Consider the following 16,735-nt stretch of genomic DNA (forward strand, 5'->3'; position numbering starts at 1 on the left):
CGATCCGGTGCGGGGCCCGGTCCCGCGTTCGATTCCCGCGGCTGGCCGCCGGGTTAGATCCGGACGAGCATCTTGCCGGTGTTGGCGCCGTCGAGCAGGTCCATAAAGGCCTGCGGCGCGTTCTCCAGCCCGTCCACGATTGTCTCGTCGTAGCGCACGGTGCCGTCGGCGAGCCAGGCCGCCATCTGCTGCGCGAATTCCGCGGCGTGCTGGCGTTGCCCGCTGACCAGGAAGCCGCGCAGGGTCAGCTGCTTGCCGATGGCGGCGGCCAGGTTGCGGGGGGCGGCCGTCGCCTCGGTGGCGTTGTACTGGGAAATGGCGCCGCACATGGCGACGTGCCCGCCCACGTTGAGGACGGCGAGGGCGGCCTCGAGGTGCTCCCCGCCGACGTTGTCGAAGTAGACGTCGATGCCGGCGTCACCGGCCGCCTCCTGCAGCAGTTCCCGGACCGGGCCGTCGTGGTAGTTGAACGCGGCGTCGAAGCCGAGCTCAAGCAGCCGGGCCACCTTTTCCGGGGTTCCGGCGCTGCCGATCACCCGGGATGCACCCATGGCCTTGGCGATCTGCCCCACCAGCGAGCCCACCGCGCCGGCCGCGCCGGACACGAAGACGGCGTCGCCGGGCTTGAACTCGGCAACCTTCAGCAGGCCCGCGTAGGCGGTGAGCCCGGTCATGCCGAGTGCTCCGAGGAAGGCGGAAGCCGGGGCCAGGTCCGTCCGGGCCGGGGTGGTGGCCGCCGCGTCCACGACGGCGTACTCGCGCCAGCCGAGCGCGTGCACCACGGTGTCCCCCACAGTGAGCCCCCCGGCACGGGACGCGATCACCTCACCCACGGCACCGCCGTCGAGCGCCGCATCCAGGGCGAACGGCGCGGAATAGGACTTGACGTCGTTCATCCGGCCGCGCATGTACGGGTCCACCGAGATGAAGAGGTTGCGGACCAGGACCTGGCCGTCCTGCAGCTCAGGCAGCGTGGATTCCGCGAGCCGGAAGTTTTCCGGCACCGGGCGGCCGTGCGGCCGGGAGGCGAGCTGGATTTCCCGCGAAATGCCGGGGAGGGTTGTGGTTGGTACGGTGTGGGCGCTCATGCTGCGACCTCCAGGATCTTGATGTCGACGTTGATGTTTCCGCGGGTGGCGTTGGAATACGGGCAGATCTGGTGCGCCTTGGCGACGAGGGCCTCGGCGGTGTCCCGGTCCACGCCGGGCAGCGCGATCTCGAGCTCGGCAGCCAGCCCGTAGCCGGCGCCGTCGGCGAGGGCACCGAAGTGGATCTTGGCGGCGACGGCGGAATCCGTGAGGTCCGCCCGTTCCTTGCGCCCCACGAGACGCAGGGCCGAGTGGAAGCAGGCCGCGTAGCCGGCGGCAAACAGCTGCTCGGGGTTGGTTCCTTCGCCGTTGCCGCCGAGTTCCACCGGGCTGGCCAGGGTCACGTTCAGTTTGCCGTCCTGGGTGCGGGCGTTGCCGTCGCGCCCTTCACCGGAGGCGAGTGCTTCTGCCGTGTAGAGAGTCTTCAAGGGGTTCCGTTCTGTTGGAGGAATGCGCTCAGCGGGACGAATGCAGCGCGGCAGTGAGCCGGCCGAGGGTGTCCCGGAGCTGGTCAAGTTCTGCGGGCGAGAGCCCGGCGGCGTCGGCGAGCTGTTGCGGAAGGCGGCCGGCCTCGGCGCTCAGGGCCGCCCCGGCGTCGGTCAGGAACACCTCCACGCGGCGCTCGTCCTCGACGGACCGGCGCCGTTCCACGAGGCCCAGGGCTTCGAGCCGCTTGAGCAGCGGCGAGAGCGTGCCCGAATCGAGCCCGAGCTCCTCCCCCAGTTCCCGGACACTGCGGGGCTGCTCCTCCCAGAGGACGAGCATCACGAGGTACTGCGGGTACGTGAGGCCGAGGTCGTCGAGCATCGGCCGGTAGGCGGCGGTCGCAGCGCGCGAGGCCGAGTACATCGCGAAGCACACCTGCCGGTTGAGGCGCGGGGCGTCGAGGCGCGGAATGCTGGGGTTCGGCTCGCTGGTCATAGTTCTACGATAGGCCACAATTGAATTGTGCACAACTCAATTGGGCGACGGCCGGACTCCAGGGTGGGGGGCCCGGTCCGGGCTTAGAGGTCGCGGAGGGTGCGCAGGGCCGCCGCCGTGAGCACCTGGATGCCGAGGCCCAGCGCGCGCTCGTCGAGAATGTAGTCGCCGCGGTGGAGGTCGTACTCTTCCCCGCCGGGAGTCTTGGTGCCCAGGCGCATCATGGCGCCGGGGATGTCCGCAAGGAACCAGGCGAAGTCTTCCCCGCCCATGGACTGCGGCGTCAGGACGACGGCGCCCTCGCCGATTTCGGCGCGGGCCGCGGCCTCGATCAGGGCGGTCTCGTGTTCGGAGTTCACCACGGGCGGCACGCCGCGGGTGTGTTCCAGGTGGACGTCGACGCCGTAGGGCGCCGCGACCTGGCGGACGACGTCGTCGAGGAGTTCGCCGGCGCCGTGCCAGGCGTCGCGGTCCAGGCAGCGCATGGTGCCTGCCATGTAGCCGCTGGCCGGAATCGCGTTCGGGGCGGAGCCCGCGGAGATCTGGCCCCACACCACCGAGACACCGCTGCGCACGTCCACGCGGCGGGAGAGCACGGCAGGGACGTTCACCGCGATCTGGGACAGGGCGAAGACAAGGTCCTCGGTCAGGTGCGGGCGGGAGGTGTGGCCGCCGCGGCCGGAAAGTTCAATCTTGATGGTGTCCGAGGCTGACGTGATTGCCCCGATCCGGGTGCCGATCTTGCCGACGTTGATCCGCGGGTCGCAGTGCAGGGCCAGGATGCGCGGCACGCCGTCCAGGACGCCCTGTTCGATGCAGGCGTGCGCGCCGCCGGGCATGGTTTCCTCGGCCGGCTGGAAAATGATCCGGACCGTGCCCCGGAGCGGGGATTCCTCGTGCATGCGCTGCAGGACCAGGGCGATGCCCAGCATGGTGGTGGTGTGGACGTCATGCCCGCAGGCGTGGGTGACGCCGTGGTTCTTCGAGGCGAACGGCAGTCCCGTTTCCTCGATGATGGGCAGGGCGTCGATGTCGCCGCGGAGAGCCGTGGCGATGGGCCCCTCGCCGATGTCCACCGTCACGCCGGTGCCTTCGAGGCGGCGGGGTTTGAGCCCGGCGGCTGCCAGCCGGTGCACCAGCTTGTCCGTGGTGCGGAACTCCTTGAATGACAACTCGGGGTGCGCATGGAGGTCCCGGCGGAAATCAATCAGCTCCGGCAGGAGGGGCTCCAGCCACGGCCCCACCAATGTGGTGGGCTCAGCTTCAGTAGTGTAGTTACGCACGGAACAACTCTATCGAGCGCTCAGGGAATAGCGGCATCGCGTGCGGGGCGTTACGGTATCGGACCACTCCAGGCTGCTACAGGACGTCGGTATCGCCGCTGGCCTTGAGGGCGTCGACCGCTTGCTTGACGAGCTGGGAGTGTTCCTTGGTGGTGACCAGCAGGGCATCCGGGGTGTCCACGATCACGACGTCCTTGATGCCGATCAGGGCAATCACGCGCTTGGTGTCCGAGACCACCACGCCGCTCGCGTTTTCGGTGAACACACGGGCGCCCTCGCCGATCACGGTGACGTCCTTGACTTCCTTGGCACTGTTGAGCCGGCCCACCGAGGCGAAGTCCCCGACGTCGTCCCAGCGGAAAGTGCCCGGTACGACGGCGACGTCGCCCGCGGCGGCGGCCGGTTCGGCAACCGCGTAGTCAATGGCGATCTTGGGCAGGGTGGGCCAGACGCGGGCGGTGACCTCGTCCCGCTGCGGGGTGTCCCACGCCTTGGCGATTTCCTGCAGCCCGGCGAAGAGCTCAGGCTGGTTGGCTTCGAGGTGCTTGAGCATCAGCGAAACGGGCGCCACGAACATCCCGGCGTTCCAGACGTATTCACCGCTGTCCACATATTCCTGGGCGACTTCCTCGCTGGGCTTCTCGACGAACTCGACGACGGCCTGGGCACTGGGGGCGCCGGGCACGCTGAGGTTCTCGCCGGAGCGGATGTAACCGAAACCGGTGGAGGGGTGCGTAGGCTTGATGCCGATCGTGACGATCTTGCCCGCCGCGGCCGTGTGGATGGCTTCGCGGACGGCGTCCTGGAACAGGCTGTCCGGGCTGATCACCTGGTCAGCGGCGAAGGAGCCCATGATGATGTCCGGGTCCCGCTGGTGCAGGATGGCCGCGGCAAGGCCGATCGCCGCTCCGGAATCCTTGGGCTCGCTCTCCAGCACGAGGTCGGCGTCCTTGACCTCGGGAAGCTGGCGGGAAACAGCGGCGCGGTGCGCCGCTCCGGTAACCACCAGCACACGTTCCCCGGCCAGCGGCTGGAGCCGGTCATAGGTGGCGCGCAGGAGTGTGCTGCCCGAACCGGTGAGGTCATGCAGGAACTTGGGGGCCGCGGCCCGTGACAGGGGCCAGAGGCGGGTCCCCACACCGCCTGCCGGAATCACCGCAATGAAACGGCTCAGTACGGCATCCTGCATTGAGTCCTGGGGCGAATCCTGGCTTGTCACTTTGTCTGTAGTCATCACCGCTACTTTAGCCGAATCCGGCCCGTGGGCCCCTGAGGACGACGCGCGACACTGCCCGGCCCCCTCCGGCGGGTGCTCCGGGCAGGGTACCGAATGTGGCGTTCGTCTCAAAACGGTACGAAAACCGTACCGGCACCTGTCAACAAGGGGTTCCTAAATTGAATAAGCTGTGAGCGAAGCCTAGATTTAGGCTTGAGCTTACGAGTGCTCTCGCAGCAGGCGTTCCCCCCGCGTGGATCCCATGCCAGCGCCGCTGTGTTGCAGGGAGGTTTATTCAGTGCCGACAAAACCAGCTGGCACCTTGTACCGCGGCCGTGAAGGCATGTGGTCCTGGGTTGGACACCGCATTACCGGTGTAGTGATTTTCTTCTTCTTGTTGGTCCACGTGCTGGACACCTCATTGGTGCGTGTGTCCCCCGAGGCATACACCGCCGTGATCGGTGCCTACAAGAACCCCCTGATGGCCCTGGGTGAAACGGGCCTTGTCGCAGCGATCGTGTTCCACGCCTTCAACGGCCTGCGGATCATCGCCGTCGATTTCTGGAAAAAGGGCGCAAAGTACCAGCGCCAGATGCTGTGGACGGTCCTGGTCCTCTGGGTCATCGTGATGGTGGGCTTCTCCATCCGCCACCTTTCCCTCGCACTTGGAGGTCACTAAGCCATGACTGCAACTGAGATTCAGCCCCCACGCAGTGGGAAGGTCGGCAGCAGCCGTATCGCCCCGCAGTACCGCCGCACCGGCTCGTCCAAGGGCAACTTCGAAATGTTCGCCTGGCTGTTCATGCGGCTGTCCGGCGTCGTCCTCGTGGTCCTGATCTTCGGCCACCTGACCGTCAACCTGCTGGTGGGCGAAGGCATCCACGCCATCGACTTCGGCTTCGTGGCCGGCAAATGGGCTGACCCGTTCTGGCAGGCGTGGGACCTGGCCATGCTGTGGCTCGCGATGCTGCACGGCACCAACGGCGTGCGCACCATCATCAACGATTATGCCGAGAAGGACGCAACGCGCTTCTGGCTGAAGATCGTTCTCTACGCTGCCACCACGGTCATCATCATCCTGGGCACCCTGGTCATCTTCACCTTCGACCCGTGCCCCGTGGTCAACGGCGTCCAGCTGCCGGGCGGGTTCTGCCCCGTCCCGTAGCGGCGCAGCCGTCACGATCCGTGCCCCGGGCACAATCCACGGTCCGTCACAGGGAGCCATCCATGCCTGCCAGGTGCAGGTCGGGGATCCCACGAGATTTCACCGGGCAGGCTCCGCCGGCCGGTGTTTTATAGCGAATTTTGAGAGAAAGAGCGTCTGGTATGCAGGTCCATAAGTACGACGTCGTCATCGTCGGTGCCGGTGGCGCCGGGATGCGCGCGGCGATCGAATCAGGTCAGCGCGCGAAAACAGCAGTACTGACCAAGCTGTACCCCACCCGCTCCCACACCGGCGCGGCACAGGGCGGCATGTGCGCTGCACTGGCCAACGTCGAAGAAGACAACTGGGAGTGGCACACCTTCGACACCATCAAGGGCGGCGACTACCTGGTTGACCAGGACGCCGCCGAGGTCATGGCGAAGGAAGCGATTGACGCCGTCCTGGACCTGGAAAAGATGGGCCTGCCGTTCAACCGCACGCCCGAGGGCCGCATTGACCAGCGCCGTTTCGGCGGCCACACCCGGGACCACGGCAAGGCTCCGGTCCGCCGCGCCTGCTACGCCGCAGACCGCACCGGCCACATGATCCTGCAGACCCTGTACCAAAACTGCGTCAAGCACAACGTCGAGTTCTACAACGAGTACTACGTGCTGGACCTCCTGACGGTCGAAGAGGACGCAGTCCGGGAGGACGGCACGCCGTACAAGCAGAAGCGCGTCGCCGGCGTCGTCTCCTACGACCTCGCCTCCGGTGAGCTGCACGTCTTCCAGGCCAAGTCCGTGGTGTTCGCCTCCGGCGGCGCCGGCAAGGTCTTCAAGACCACCTCCAACGCCCACACCCTGACCGGCGACGGCATGGGCATCGCGTTCCGCCGCGGCATCCCGCTGGAGGACATGGAGTTCTTCCAGTTCCACCCGACAGGCCTCGCAGGCCTGGGCATCCTCCTCTCCGAGGCGGCCCGCGGCGAAGGCGCCATCCTGCGCAACTCCGAGGGTGAGCGCTTCATGGAGCGCTACGCCCCCACCATCAAGGACCTCGCCCCCCGCGACATCGTGGCCCGCTCCATGGCCAACGAGGTCCGCGAGGGACGCGGCTGCGGCCCGAACAAGGACTATGTCCTCCTGGACCTGACGCACCTTGAGCCCGCGCACATCGATGCCAAGCTGCCGGACATCACCGAGTTCGCCCGCACCTACCTGGGTGTGGAGCCGTACACGGAGCCGGTTCCGGTCTTCCCGACGGCGCACTACGCCATGGGCGGCATCCCCACCAACATCACCGCCGAGGTCCTCCAGGACAACGACACGGTGGTTCCCGGCCTGTACGCCGCCGGCGAGGTGGCCTGCGTCTCCGTGCACGGCTCGAACCGCCTCGGCACCAACTCGCTGCTGGACATCAACGTCTTCGGCAAGCGCGCCGGCATCGCCGCCGCGGAATACGCCAAGACCGCGGAATACGTGGACCTCCCCGTTGATCCCGAGGCCTACACCCTCAACCTGCTGAACCACGTCCGCACGGCTGACGGCACCGAGAAGGTCGCCGCCATCCGCAAGGAATTGCAGGACACCATGGATGCCAACATGCAGGTGTTCCGCACGGCCGAGACGCTGAACCAGGTCCTCTCGGACATTGCCTCCTTCGAGGAGCGGTACCAGCGCATCACGGTCCAGGACAAGGGCAAGCGCTTCAACCTGGACCTGCTCGAGGCCGTGGAACTGGGCTTCCTGCTGGAGCTGGCCAAGGTCATGACCGTGGCGGCCCTGCACCGCGAGGAATCCCGCGGCGGACACTTCCGCGAGGACTTCCCCGAGCGGGACGACGAAAAATTCATGAAGCACTCCATGGCGTACAAGGATGACCACGCCCCGGCGGACGGTTCCGCCGAGTCGATAGCCGGCATCCGGCTTGCCACCAAACCGGTGGTCTTTACGCGCTACGAGCCGATGGTGAGGAAGTACTAAGATGACCGCTGAACTCGCTGAGCCAGCCTCCAAGATCGAACTCCCCGCCGGTGTCGGCGGCGGCGGCGACATCCCGTCCTTCGACGTCCACCTCCGTGTGCGCCGCTACAACCCGGAGGTCTCCGACGAGTCCACCTGGGACGACTTCCACGTGACCATGTACGGCACCGACCGTGTCCTCGACGCCCTGCACAAGATCAAGTGGGAAATCGACGGCAGCGTCTCCTTCCGCCGTTCCTGTGCGCACGGCGTCTGCGGCTCCGATGCCATGCGCATCAACGGCCGCAACCGCCTCGCCTGCAAGACCCTGCTGAAGGACCTGGACACGTCCAAGCCCATCACGGTCGAGCCGATCAAGGGCCTCCCGGTGGAGAAGGACCTGATCGTGGACATGGAACCGTTCTTCCAGTCCTTCCGCGAAGTGATGCCCTTCCTGATCAACCGGGGCCACGAGCCCACCAAGGAACGCCTGCAGTCCGCCGAGGACCGCGAGCGGTTCGACGACACCACCAAGTGCATCCTCTGCGCCGCGTGCACGTCGTCCTGCCCGGTGTTCTGGACCGACGGGCAGTACTTCGGCCCGGCGGCGATCGTCAACGCGCACCGCTTCATCTTCGATTCCCGCGATGACGCCGGCGACATGCGCCTGGAGATCCTCAACGACAAGGAAGGTGTGTGGCGCTGCCGCACCACCTTCAACTGCACCGAGGCATGCCCCCGCGGCATCCAGGTCACGCAGGCAATCGCCGAGGTCAAGCAGGCCATCCTCTCCCGCAAGATCTAACACCTCTTGAGCTGCCGCCACGCGGCTGCTTCAGCTACGGCCACAGCCGACGACGGCGCCTCCTACCTCCGGTGGGGGCGCCGTCGTCGTCTATCCACTGACACGAAAGGGGACACCATGTCCCGTTCCGAAAAGGTCTCCTTCCAGGGCTCCACCGGCGAGCTGCTCTCCGGCATCATCGACGTCCCGGAGGGGCCGGTGAAAGGCTGGGGCGTGTTCTCGCACGGGTTCACGCTGGGCAAGGACAGTCCGTCCGCGTCGCGGATGTGCAAGGCCCTGGCGGACAACGGGGTGGGCATGCTGCGCTTCGACAACCTGGGCCTCGGCGAATCCGCCGGCCTGTGGTCGGAGGGCTCCTTCAGCCACAAAGTGGCGGACACCGTGAAGGCCGCCGAATTCATGCGGGACTCGGGCAAGCCCATTTCGCTGCTCGTGGGCCATTCCTTCGGCGGGGCCGCCGTCCTGTCGGCCGCCCGCGAGATCCCGGAGCTCGACGCCGTCGCCACCGTGGGAGCGCCGTTCTCGCCCAAGCATGTGGCCCACGTCTTTGACGCGGCCCTGGACCGGATCCTGAGCGAGGGCAGCGCCGAAGTGGACCTGGGCGGCAAGCGGGTGGAGATCCGCCGGCACTTCGTCGAGGACCTCGAACGCGCCGACCTCACGGACTGCATCCGGCGGCTGCACAAGCCGCTGATGGTGCTGCACTCCCCCACGGACAACACGGTGGGCATCGAAAACGCCAGCACCATTTTCCAGACCGCACGCCACCCGCGCAGCTTCGTCTCGCTGGAGGGCAGCGACCACCTCCTGACGGGGAAGGGCCAGGCGGCACGTGCCGCGAAGATTATTTCTGCCTGGGCCGACCAATACCTCGACGCCGGCTCGTAGGCGCAGCGGCGCTGCGGCGCTGGCCGGATTCCACGGGGGTCTTGCCCGGCTGGACCTGGCGGGAGCCCCACCCCTTGGTGGTGGCGGCCGGCTCGGCCCTGAGGTCCTCATCCCGGATCGTGGCCCAGGCCGCGGACAGCAGGTACACCTGGCTGACCAGGTTGAACCAGATGAGCAGGCCGATGATGATGGCGAAGGGCGCCAGGATGGGGTTCCGGCCGGCGCTGCCGAGCAGTTCGGTGCTGAAGATCTGAAGGATTGTGGTCCCCACCGCCGCGAGGATGCTGCCTTCCAGCAGGGAACGGCGGGCCAGCTTCAGGCTGCCCGCCAGACGGAACATGATCAGCGCGGTGCACCAGCCAAGCACCAGCGGCACACCGATCTTGATGGACGTGGTCAGCGGCCCGGCCACCAGGGGATCCAGCTGGAGCTGCACGGTCACCCAGTCCGCGGCGGTGCCGAACAGCAGCGACGCGCCGGCGCTGACCACCAGCGCCGCGCCCAGCAGCAGGAGGGTGCCGACGTCGCGCAGTTTCAGGAGGATCGGGTTCATTTTCCGCGGGCCGAGCCGCATCACACCACGCAGGCCGTCGCGCAGGCCGGCAATCCAGCCCAGTGAGGTCACCACGGTGACCACGGCGCCGATGGTGGCCGCCCAGCCCAGCCTGTCGGGGTTCAGCAGGTCCTGTGGATCCACCAGGCCTTCCCCGCCGTCGACTTTCAACAGCCCGGGGGCGCTGGTCGCGACGCTGCTGACCACCTGGTCCAGCAGCGCCGAGTTGCCGCTGAGCAGGAGCCCGGCCACGGAGAAGCCTGTGGCCAGCAGGCCGGTGATGGAGAAGAACATGTTGAAGCCGATGCCGGCGGCCATCAGCGGGCCGCGCTGGAGGCTGTAGTGCTGGAAGGCCCGCATGGGCCGGAAGGCGTTCAGCCGGGCCAGCAGCCACTGCACCATGGCCATCAGCGACGCCAGTCCCCCGCCGCCGGAACGGCGCGCCCTGCCCCAGTCCACCCGCTTTCGGATGACTTCCAGCTTCAGGCGCGCCAGCTCGGTGGGAAGTGGCGGCTCAGCGGGCGGCTGCTGCGCCGTCTTGGCCTCGGTGGTCGTCAGGTTCGGTCCCAAAGTCAAGCTCTTCCCGTAGCTGCCAAATGCCGTTGTCGTCGTGCTCGTAAAGTCCCATGCTAGCCACCGGGAACGTGGCCTGGTAATCCTTGAGCATCGTTTCGGCCTCATCGAGGCTTTCCGGCGCGACGTCGTGGGCCACGGTGACGTGCGGGTGGTACGCAAACGGCAGTTCGCGCTCCAGCGGACCGCACTGGAGCTGCTGGTGCAGGCGGACGCATTGGCCGAAGCCGTCCTCGACGTTGAGGAAGACCACCGGAGACACCGGCCGGAAAGATCCGGTGCCCGCGATGGTCACCGTGAACGGCTGCTGCTTCCTCGCGACCTCGCGCACGTGGTTGCGGGCCCCTTCCCAGTCCTGGGTCATGGTGGTGGTCACCAGCGTGATGTGGGCGGGGATGACGCCGGCCATCGGGTCACCGAAAGAGGCACGCCAGCGCTGGAGCTCGTCGGCGATCTCCGGGGGGAACCCCAGGATCACACCGATGCTGACGCCTTCGCTGCGGGACTGCCCGTTGCCGGCGGGGGCACTGCCGGCTCGAGGGGTGTCTTTCGCGGTGGCTTTGCTGACGGAGGACATCGGCCTAGCGGGCTCCGGAGGTTCCGGCGTAGGGCAGGAAACCCACCTTGGCGTAGACGTCGCGGAGCGTGGCCGAGGCGATCTCGCGTGCTTTGTCCGCGCCCAGGGCCAGCAGGCGGTCCAGTTCCGCGGGGTCGTTCAGCAGCTCGTTGGCCCGGGTCCGGATCGGGGTGAGGCGCTCGGCCACCACCTCGGCCAGGTCCACCTTGAGGTGCCCGTACATCTTCCCCTGGTACGCGGCCACGAGGGAGTCGACGCTTTGCCCGGTGATGGCCGAGTAGATGGTCAGCAGGTTGGAGACGCCGGGCTTGGCCTCGCGGTCGAACCGGATCTCGGTTTCCGCGTCCGTCACGGCCGACTTGATCCGCTTGGCGATGACCTTGGGATCGTCCAGGAGGTTGATCAGGCCGGCCGGGGAGTCCGCCGACTTCGACATCTTCGCCGTGGGGTGCTGCAGGTCGTAGATCTTCGCCGATTCCTTCTGGATGAACGGCCGGGGCACGGTGAACGTCTCACCGAAGCGGGTGTTGAAGCGCTGGGCGAGGTCGCGGCTGAGTTCCACGTGCTGGCGCTGGTCTTCCCCCACCGGCACGCCGTGCGGCTGGTACAGGAGGATGTCCGCGGCCTGCAGGATCGGATAGGTGAAGAGCCCCACGCTGGCGTGGTCCGAACCCTGCTTGTGGGCTTTGTCCTTGAACTGGGTCATCCGGGAGGCCTCGCCGAAGCCGGTAATGCAGTTGAGCACCCAGGCCAGCTGGGCGTGTTCCGGGACCTGGGACTGGACGAAGAGCGTGCACTTGTCCACGTCCACGCCGCCGGCGATGTACTGGGCGGCCGTGACGCGGGTGCGGTGGGCCAGCTCCGCCGGGTCCTGCGGGACGGTGATCGCGTGCAGGTCCGGGATGAAGAAGACGGCGTCGTACTCGTCCTGCATCCGGACCCAGTTCACCAGGGCGCCGAGGTAGTTCCCCAGGTGCAGGGAGTCGGCGGAGGGCTGCATCCCGGAGAGGATGCGGTGCCGGGCAGAAGTGGCCGTGCCAGTCGCGGCAGCAACGGCGAGGGCGGCGTCCGGGCCGGCTGCGGCGTCGGTGTCAGTGCCCGTGGTCGCAGTGGAAGAAGAGGTCATTCGTGTAAGCCTTAAGACTAGAGCCGGTAGTCCACTACCAGCGGGGCGTGGTCGGAGAAGCGGGTGTCCCAGGACGGTGCCCGGTCAACAACGGCCGACACTGCGGCAGCAGCGAGGGCGGGCGTGGCCATGTGGTAATCAATGCGCCAGCCGGTGTCGTTGTCGAAGGCCTGTCCCCGTTGCGACCACCAGGTGTAGGGCCCGTCGACGCTGCCCGCCAGGCCCCTGTGGACATCCTTCCAGCCGATGTCCTCGCCAAAGAAGCGGTCGAAGTACGCCCGCTCTTCCGGAAGGAAGCCGGCACGCTTGACGTTGCCCTTCCAGTTCCGGATATCCAGTTCCGTGTGGCCCACGTTGAGGTCGCCGACCACGACGGCGTGGTCACTGTGCTTGGACAGTTCGGGCAGCCGCGTGCTCATGACGTCCAGGAACCGGAATTTGTCGTCCTGCTTGGGGGTGCCGGCCTCACCGGAGTGCACATAGGCGCTGACAACCGTGAGCCGGGAGGCTTCGCCCTCGGCGTTGCGGACGGTGAAGTCGGCCTCGACCCAGCGGCCCGCGGTGGCGAAGTAGTCGTCGCCGATCCCGACCCGGGTCTGTAGGGGTTCGGTGCGGGAGGCGATAGCGACGCCGGCCCGGCCCTTGGCCTCGGCTTCGGCGTGCAGGATGTACCAGCCCTCGCCGAGCAGTTCGTGGACGATCGCGTCAGGCGCGCGCACTTCCTGAAGGCAGAGGATGTCCACCTCGCGGGGTTCAAGCCATTCCGCCATGCCCTTCTTATAGGCGGCGCGAAGGCCGTTGACGTTGACTGATGCGATGCGAAGGTGGTCCTTCTCCAATGCCGAGCTCACCCGATCCACTCTAGTCGATGATGGTTCCGCTGACGGGCTCGTCATTTCCGCCGGAGGACTTGATCATGTCGCGCGCGTTGGTGGCCGTGATTTCGATGGTCTCCAGCGCCCGGCGGATGGTTTCCTGGTCCGAGGCCGCGCCCTTGGCCCGCTCCTGCTCCACGACGCGGACCTGCACCTGGACAATCTTGAAGGAGTGGTCCAGTTTCAGGTCGCGGACCTCGTCGGCTTCGCGTCGTTCGCCCAGGAGCCGGGTGCTGCCGTGGTCAACGCTGCCCGACGACGGCGCCCGGCCGGCGGCGGCGTTGAACGCGTTCTGCGCCTCGGCGAGTTTCGCGGTGGCCTTCTTGGCGGCCTTCTGGATGCTGAAGACGACGAAGGCTGCCAGGGCCAGCCAGAAGCCGGCAATCACCGCCACCACCCAGCCCACGACGTCGTTCTGGTTGGCCGCGAAGATGACCGCGACCAGGAACGCGATGATGAAGACGGTCATGCCCAGGCCGCCGATCCGGAACATCGAGAACTTGCCCGTGGCGGCGTTGTACGCGGACGGCTTGGAAGACGGCGAGTTGCCCAGAGATTGCATTTCCCCATTATCGCAAACCCGTGCCGCGCGCCGGCCCGCTTCCACCGCGGGCGAACGTCCGTGCCCGGCACGGCTCAGAACAGACAGGCTTAGGTCAATACCGGGCTCAGGTCAGCACCAGGCAGAACGGGTGGCCGCCGGGGTCCGTGTAGACCCGGAAGGTCTCCGTGCCGGCGTCGAGGCTTGTGGCGCCGAGCCGGAGGACCGCCGCCTCGGCGGCGTCGAGGTCCTCGACCAGCACGTCCACGTGCATCTGCTGCGGGTGGTCGGCGCCGGGCCACTGCGGACGGACCAGCCCTTCGACGCGCTGGAAGTCCAGGGCCGGCCGGCCGGCGGCGTCACCGATGGAAATCCAGTCGTCGTCCTCATGGACCCGGACCATGCCCAGCAGCTCCTGGTAGAAGGCGGCCAGGGCGTCCGGGTCCTCGCAGTCGATGACGAGGGATTGCCATTTGCCGATCATGGGGTGCTCCTTTCCCCGAAGGATCCCTATTTGAGGAACAGCTTGCGCAGGCGTCCGGTGGTGAGGAGGACGCCGAGGGCGATCATCACGAGGTAGTAGCCGATGTGCACGGCGGTGGCCGGGCTGAAGACCCCCACGCTGATCTGCCGGAGCAGTTCCACACCGTGCCACAGGGGCATGGCCTGGATGAGCCACTGGATGGACTGCGGGTAGACGCTCAGCGGGTAGAAGGTGGCGCTGAACAGGAACATCGGCAGCATCACGAAGTTGATCCAGTCCATCTGCTGGAAGGTCTTCATGAAGCTGGTGATGCCCATGCCGAAGCTCGCGAAGCCGAAGGCAATCAACACCGCGGCGGGGATCATCAGGATGGCCCACGGCGTGGTGATGAGCCCCATGACGCCCATCACGGCGGTGAAGCCGGTGGCGTACATCAGGCCGCGGAGCAGGGCCAGGAAGATCTCCCCCATGGCGACGTCGAGCGGGCCGAGCGAGGTGTAGAGCATGCCCTGGTACAGCTTGGCGAAGTTCATCTTGAAGAAGACGTTCCAGGTCGAGTCGTACACGGCGCCGTTCATGGCGGACACGGCCAGCAGCGCCGGCGCGATGTAGGCGGCGTAGGAGATCTCCTGGCCGCCCGGTCCCTGCACGGAGCCGACGATCGCGCCAAGGCCCACGCCCATCGCGATCAGGTACAGCACGGGTTCGAAGAACCCCGAGAGCATCACCATCCAGTTGCTGCTCTTGGTGGCCATCAGCCCGCGGGCGACGACGGCGCGGACGTTCCGGGAGTAGAGCGGGCCGAAGTGCCGGTTGCGGGCAGCTTCGGTCACGCTGGATTTCCCGGAACCGGGGCTTTCGACGACGGCGCTCATCCGGCCATCCTTTTGACGAACTGGCGTTTGGTCAGGATCCAGCCCACGACCGCCAGGCCGAGCAGGAACACGATGTGGGTGACGGTGAGCAGCGGGGCCTCCTGGTAGCCGTAGCTGAACACCCGGCCCAGCTCCGTGCCATGCCAGATCGGTGAGATCCAGCCGATCCAGCGGACGGACAGCGGCAGGGTGTCCAGCGGGAAGAACGTGCCGGAGAACAGGAACAGCGGCATCACGATGAACCGCATGACCATGGCGAACTGGCCCTTGTCCTCCTTGACCGATGCCGCGTAGGCCATCAGCGGCAGGCCGAAGGACAGCCCGGCGAGGGTGGCGACGAGGATCGAGACCCAGCCCCAGCCGCCCGGGGACGCGCCGAACAGCGCCACGACCGCGAAGTAGATGGCCGACTGCAGCGCGAAGCGCAGCGTGACGGCAATGATGTGACCGGCCGCGATCTGCTCCGGCGTCAGCGGCGAGGCGTGCGGGCCGTAGTAGACCCGGCGCCACTTGAAGCCGTCCATCACCGGGAACGTGAACTCGTTCGCGGCCGTCATGACTGCTGCCGAAATCAGCAGGGCAGGGGCGATGAACACCAGGTAGCTGACCCCGCCGAAGGCTGCCGTGCTGTTGGTGTCCACGAGGGTGGCGAGGCCAACGCCCATCGCGAAGAGGTAGGCCACCGGCTGCCCGACGCCGTACATGACGATGGTCCAGCCGTAGCCCTTCATGACCCGCAGGACCTGCTCGGCGTAGTAGAAGGCACCCCATTTCCGGGCCTTTGCCGCGGCGACAGCCGGCGAGTGGGCGCGCAGCGGTGCTGCCTGCGCGGTCAACGCTGCTTTCTCAGTCAACGAGGCTCCTGCCGGTCAGGCGCAGGAAGACGTCCTCGAGCGAGGAGCGGCGCACCAGCGAGGTGACCGGCCGGAGTCCCCGGGCGGTGACCTGCTCGAGGGCGGCTTCGCCGTCGTGGGCGTAGATGAGGACGCGGTCCGGGAGGGTTTCGAGCCGCTCGCCGATGCCTTCGAGCTCGGCGCCCACCGTGGCGTTGCGCTCCGAACCGAAGCGCAGTTCGAGGACTTCACGGGTGGAGTATTCGCGGATCAGGCTGGCGGGCGAGCCCTCGGCCATGATCTTGCCCTTGTCCACCACGATCAGGCGGTCGCAGAGCTGCTCGGCCTCGTCCATGTAGTGCGTGGTCAGGATCAGGGTGACGCCTTGTTCCTTGAGCCGGAACAGCCGGTCCCACAGGATGTGCCGGGCCTGCGGGTCCAGCCCGGTGGTGGGTTCGTCCAGCAGCAGGATCCGGGGTTCGTTGATGAGGGACCGCGCGATCGTGAGGCGGCGCTTCATCCCGCCGGAGAGCGCATCGACCTTGGACTTGGCCTTGTCCGTGAGCTGCGCGAACTCGAGGAGTTCGTCGGCCTTGGGCTTCAGGTAACTCATCGGCAGGCCGAAGTAGCGGCCGTAGACCAGCAGGTTGTCCCGGACCTTGAGTTCCTCGTCCAGGTTGTCCTGCTGCGGGACGACGCCGAGGTGCGCGCGGACTTCGGGGCCGTTCTGGTCCGGGTCCAGGCCCATGATGCTGAGCGTGCCGGAGGTCCGCTGCGACACCCCGCCGATCATCTTCATGGTGGTGGACTTGCCGGCGCCGTTGGGGCCGAGCAGGCCGAAGGCCTCGCCGGCGGGCACGCTGAAGGAGATGCCGTCGACAGCGGCCACATCGCCGTAGCGTTTGACCAGGTTTTCGGCGGTGATGACGTACTGCGGCGATCCGGTTTCGGAGGGGCTGCCCAACTGAGCTTCCTTCGGGGAGGATTCCTTG

General features: G+C 67.2%; 19 protein-coding genes. 5 read left to right on the top strand and 14 right to left on the bottom strand.

What is annotated here, in order from left to right:
* Window positions 1-53 precede the first annotated feature (53 nt).
* The 5 genes from ABIB51_RS07595 to ABIB51_RS07615 form a co-directional block, all read right to left on the bottom strand.
* Entirely contained in the window at window positions 54-1,088 is a 1,035-nt protein-coding gene (locus ABIB51_RS07595) for an NADP-dependent oxidoreductase (protein ID WP_354187035.1), read from the bottom strand.
* Window positions 1,085-1,516, bottom strand: a complete 432-nt coding sequence (locus ABIB51_RS07600) for an organic hydroperoxide resistance protein (protein WP_354187037.1) — start codon at window positions 1,514-1,516, stop codon at window positions 1,085-1,087. Before ABIB51_RS07600 ends, ABIB51_RS07595 begins: the two co-directional genes overlap by 4 nt.
* Before the next feature lie 28 nt (window positions 1,517-1,544).
* On the bottom strand, window positions 1,545-2,009 hold the full coding sequence (locus ABIB51_RS07605; protein WP_354187039.1) for a MarR family winged helix-turn-helix transcriptional regulator: 465 nt from the start codon (window positions 2,007-2,009) through the stop codon (window positions 1,545-1,547).
* 83 nt (window positions 2,010-2,092) lie between these two features.
* The gene (locus ABIB51_RS07610; RefSeq protein WP_354187041.1) at window positions 2,093-3,292 is read right to left on the bottom strand and encodes an amidohydrolase; all 1,200 of its coding nucleotides are present in this window, start codon (window positions 3,290-3,292) and stop codon (window positions 2,093-2,095) included.
* Between the two features lie 76 nt (window positions 3,293-3,368).
* Window positions 3,369-4,526, bottom strand: coding sequence for a mannose-1-phosphate guanylyltransferase (locus tag ABIB51_RS07615; RefSeq protein WP_354187043.1), 1,158 nt, complete (start codon window positions 4,524-4,526; stop codon window positions 3,369-3,371).
* A 280-nt stretch (window positions 4,527-4,806) separates the two neighbouring features.
* Here ABIB51_RS07615 and sdhC point away from each other — a divergent pair, with 280 nt between their 5' ends.
* The 5 genes from sdhC (at window position 4,807) to ABIB51_RS07640 (ending at window position 9,306) form a co-directional block, all read left to right on the top strand.
* Window positions 4,807-5,187 carry a succinate dehydrogenase, cytochrome b556 subunit gene (gene sdhC, locus ABIB51_RS07620; RefSeq protein ID WP_214840006.1) on the top strand — a complete coding sequence of 127 codons (381 nt, stop codon included), beginning with the start codon at window positions 4,807-4,809 and terminating at the stop codon, window positions 5,185-5,187.
* A 3-nt stretch (window positions 5,188-5,190) separates the two neighbouring features.
* On the top strand, window positions 5,191-5,673 hold the full coding sequence (locus tag ABIB51_RS07625; protein WP_354187045.1) for a succinate dehydrogenase hydrophobic membrane anchor subunit: 483 nt from the start codon (window positions 5,191-5,193) through the stop codon (window positions 5,671-5,673).
* Between the two features lie 161 nt (window positions 5,674-5,834).
* Window positions 5,835-7,634, top strand: a complete 1,800-nt coding sequence (sdhA, locus tag ABIB51_RS07630) for a succinate dehydrogenase flavoprotein subunit (RefSeq protein WP_354187047.1) — start codon at window positions 5,835-5,837, stop codon at window positions 7,632-7,634.
* Window position 7,635: 1 nt separating this feature from the next.
* Window positions 7,636-8,418, top strand: coding sequence for a succinate dehydrogenase iron-sulfur subunit (locus ABIB51_RS07635; RefSeq protein WP_354187049.1), 783 nt, complete (start codon window positions 7,636-7,638; stop codon window positions 8,416-8,418).
* A 117-nt stretch (window positions 8,419-8,535) separates the two neighbouring features.
* Window positions 8,536-9,306: an alpha/beta hydrolase family protein gene (locus tag ABIB51_RS07640; protein WP_354187051.1), complete on the top strand. Its 771-nt coding sequence runs from the start codon at window positions 8,536-8,538 to the stop codon at window positions 9,304-9,306.
* Here ABIB51_RS07640 and ABIB51_RS07645 read toward each other — a convergent pair.
* The 9 genes from ABIB51_RS07645 to ABIB51_RS07685 form a co-directional block, all read right to left on the bottom strand.
* Window positions 9,263-10,429 carry a YihY/virulence factor BrkB family protein gene (locus tag ABIB51_RS07645; RefSeq protein ID WP_502916091.1) on the bottom strand — a complete coding sequence of 389 codons (1,167 nt, stop codon included), beginning with the start codon at window positions 10,427-10,429 and terminating at the stop codon, window positions 9,263-9,265. The genes ABIB51_RS07640 and ABIB51_RS07645 overlap by 44 nt on opposite strands.
* Complete coding sequence (locus tag ABIB51_RS07650) at window positions 10,374-11,009, bottom strand: 2'-5' RNA ligase family protein (RefSeq protein WP_354187053.1); 636 nt, start codon at window positions 11,007-11,009, stop codon at window positions 10,374-10,376. Before ABIB51_RS07650 ends, ABIB51_RS07645 begins: the two co-directional genes overlap by 56 nt.
* Window positions 11,010-11,013: 4 nt before the next feature.
* On the bottom strand, window positions 11,014-12,135 hold the full coding sequence (gene trpS, locus ABIB51_RS07655) for a tryptophan--tRNA ligase (protein WP_354187055.1): 1,122 nt from the start codon (window positions 12,133-12,135) through the stop codon (window positions 11,014-11,016).
* 17 nt (window positions 12,136-12,152) lie between these two features.
* Window positions 12,153-12,986, bottom strand: a complete 834-nt coding sequence (locus ABIB51_RS07660) for an exodeoxyribonuclease III (RefSeq protein ID WP_354187057.1) — start codon at window positions 12,984-12,986, stop codon at window positions 12,153-12,155.
* A 10-nt stretch (window positions 12,987-12,996) separates the two neighbouring features.
* On the bottom strand, window positions 12,997-13,572 hold the full coding sequence (locus ABIB51_RS07665; RefSeq protein WP_354187059.1) for a hypothetical protein: 576 nt from the start codon (window positions 13,570-13,572) through the stop codon (window positions 12,997-12,999).
* A 106-nt stretch (window positions 13,573-13,678) separates the two neighbouring features.
* The gene (locus tag ABIB51_RS07670) at window positions 13,679-14,035 is read right to left on the bottom strand and encodes a VOC family protein (protein ID WP_354187061.1); all 357 of its coding nucleotides are present in this window, start codon (window positions 14,033-14,035) and stop codon (window positions 13,679-13,681) included.
* A 26-nt stretch (window positions 14,036-14,061) separates the two neighbouring features.
* On the bottom strand, window positions 14,062-14,910 hold the full coding sequence (locus ABIB51_RS07675) for an ABC transporter permease (RefSeq protein ID WP_354187063.1): 849 nt from the start codon (window positions 14,908-14,910) through the stop codon (window positions 14,062-14,064).
* Complete coding sequence (locus ABIB51_RS07680) at window positions 14,907-15,764, bottom strand: ABC transporter permease (RefSeq protein ID WP_354187065.1); 858 nt, start codon at window positions 15,762-15,764, stop codon at window positions 14,907-14,909. Before ABIB51_RS07680 ends, ABIB51_RS07675 begins: the two co-directional genes overlap by 4 nt.
* Window positions 15,757-16,707 (bottom strand): ABC transporter ATP-binding protein, encoded by a 951-nt coding sequence (locus ABIB51_RS07685; protein WP_354187067.1) that lies wholly within the window; start codon window positions 16,705-16,707, stop codon window positions 15,757-15,759. Before ABIB51_RS07685 ends, ABIB51_RS07680 begins: the two co-directional genes overlap by 8 nt.
* Window positions 16,708-16,735: the final 28 nt, after the last annotated feature.

Source organism: Arthrobacter sp. UYCu712, assembly GCF_040547005.1.
Taxonomy (GTDB): domain Bacteria; phylum Actinomycetota; class Actinomycetes; order Actinomycetales; family Micrococcaceae; genus Arthrobacter.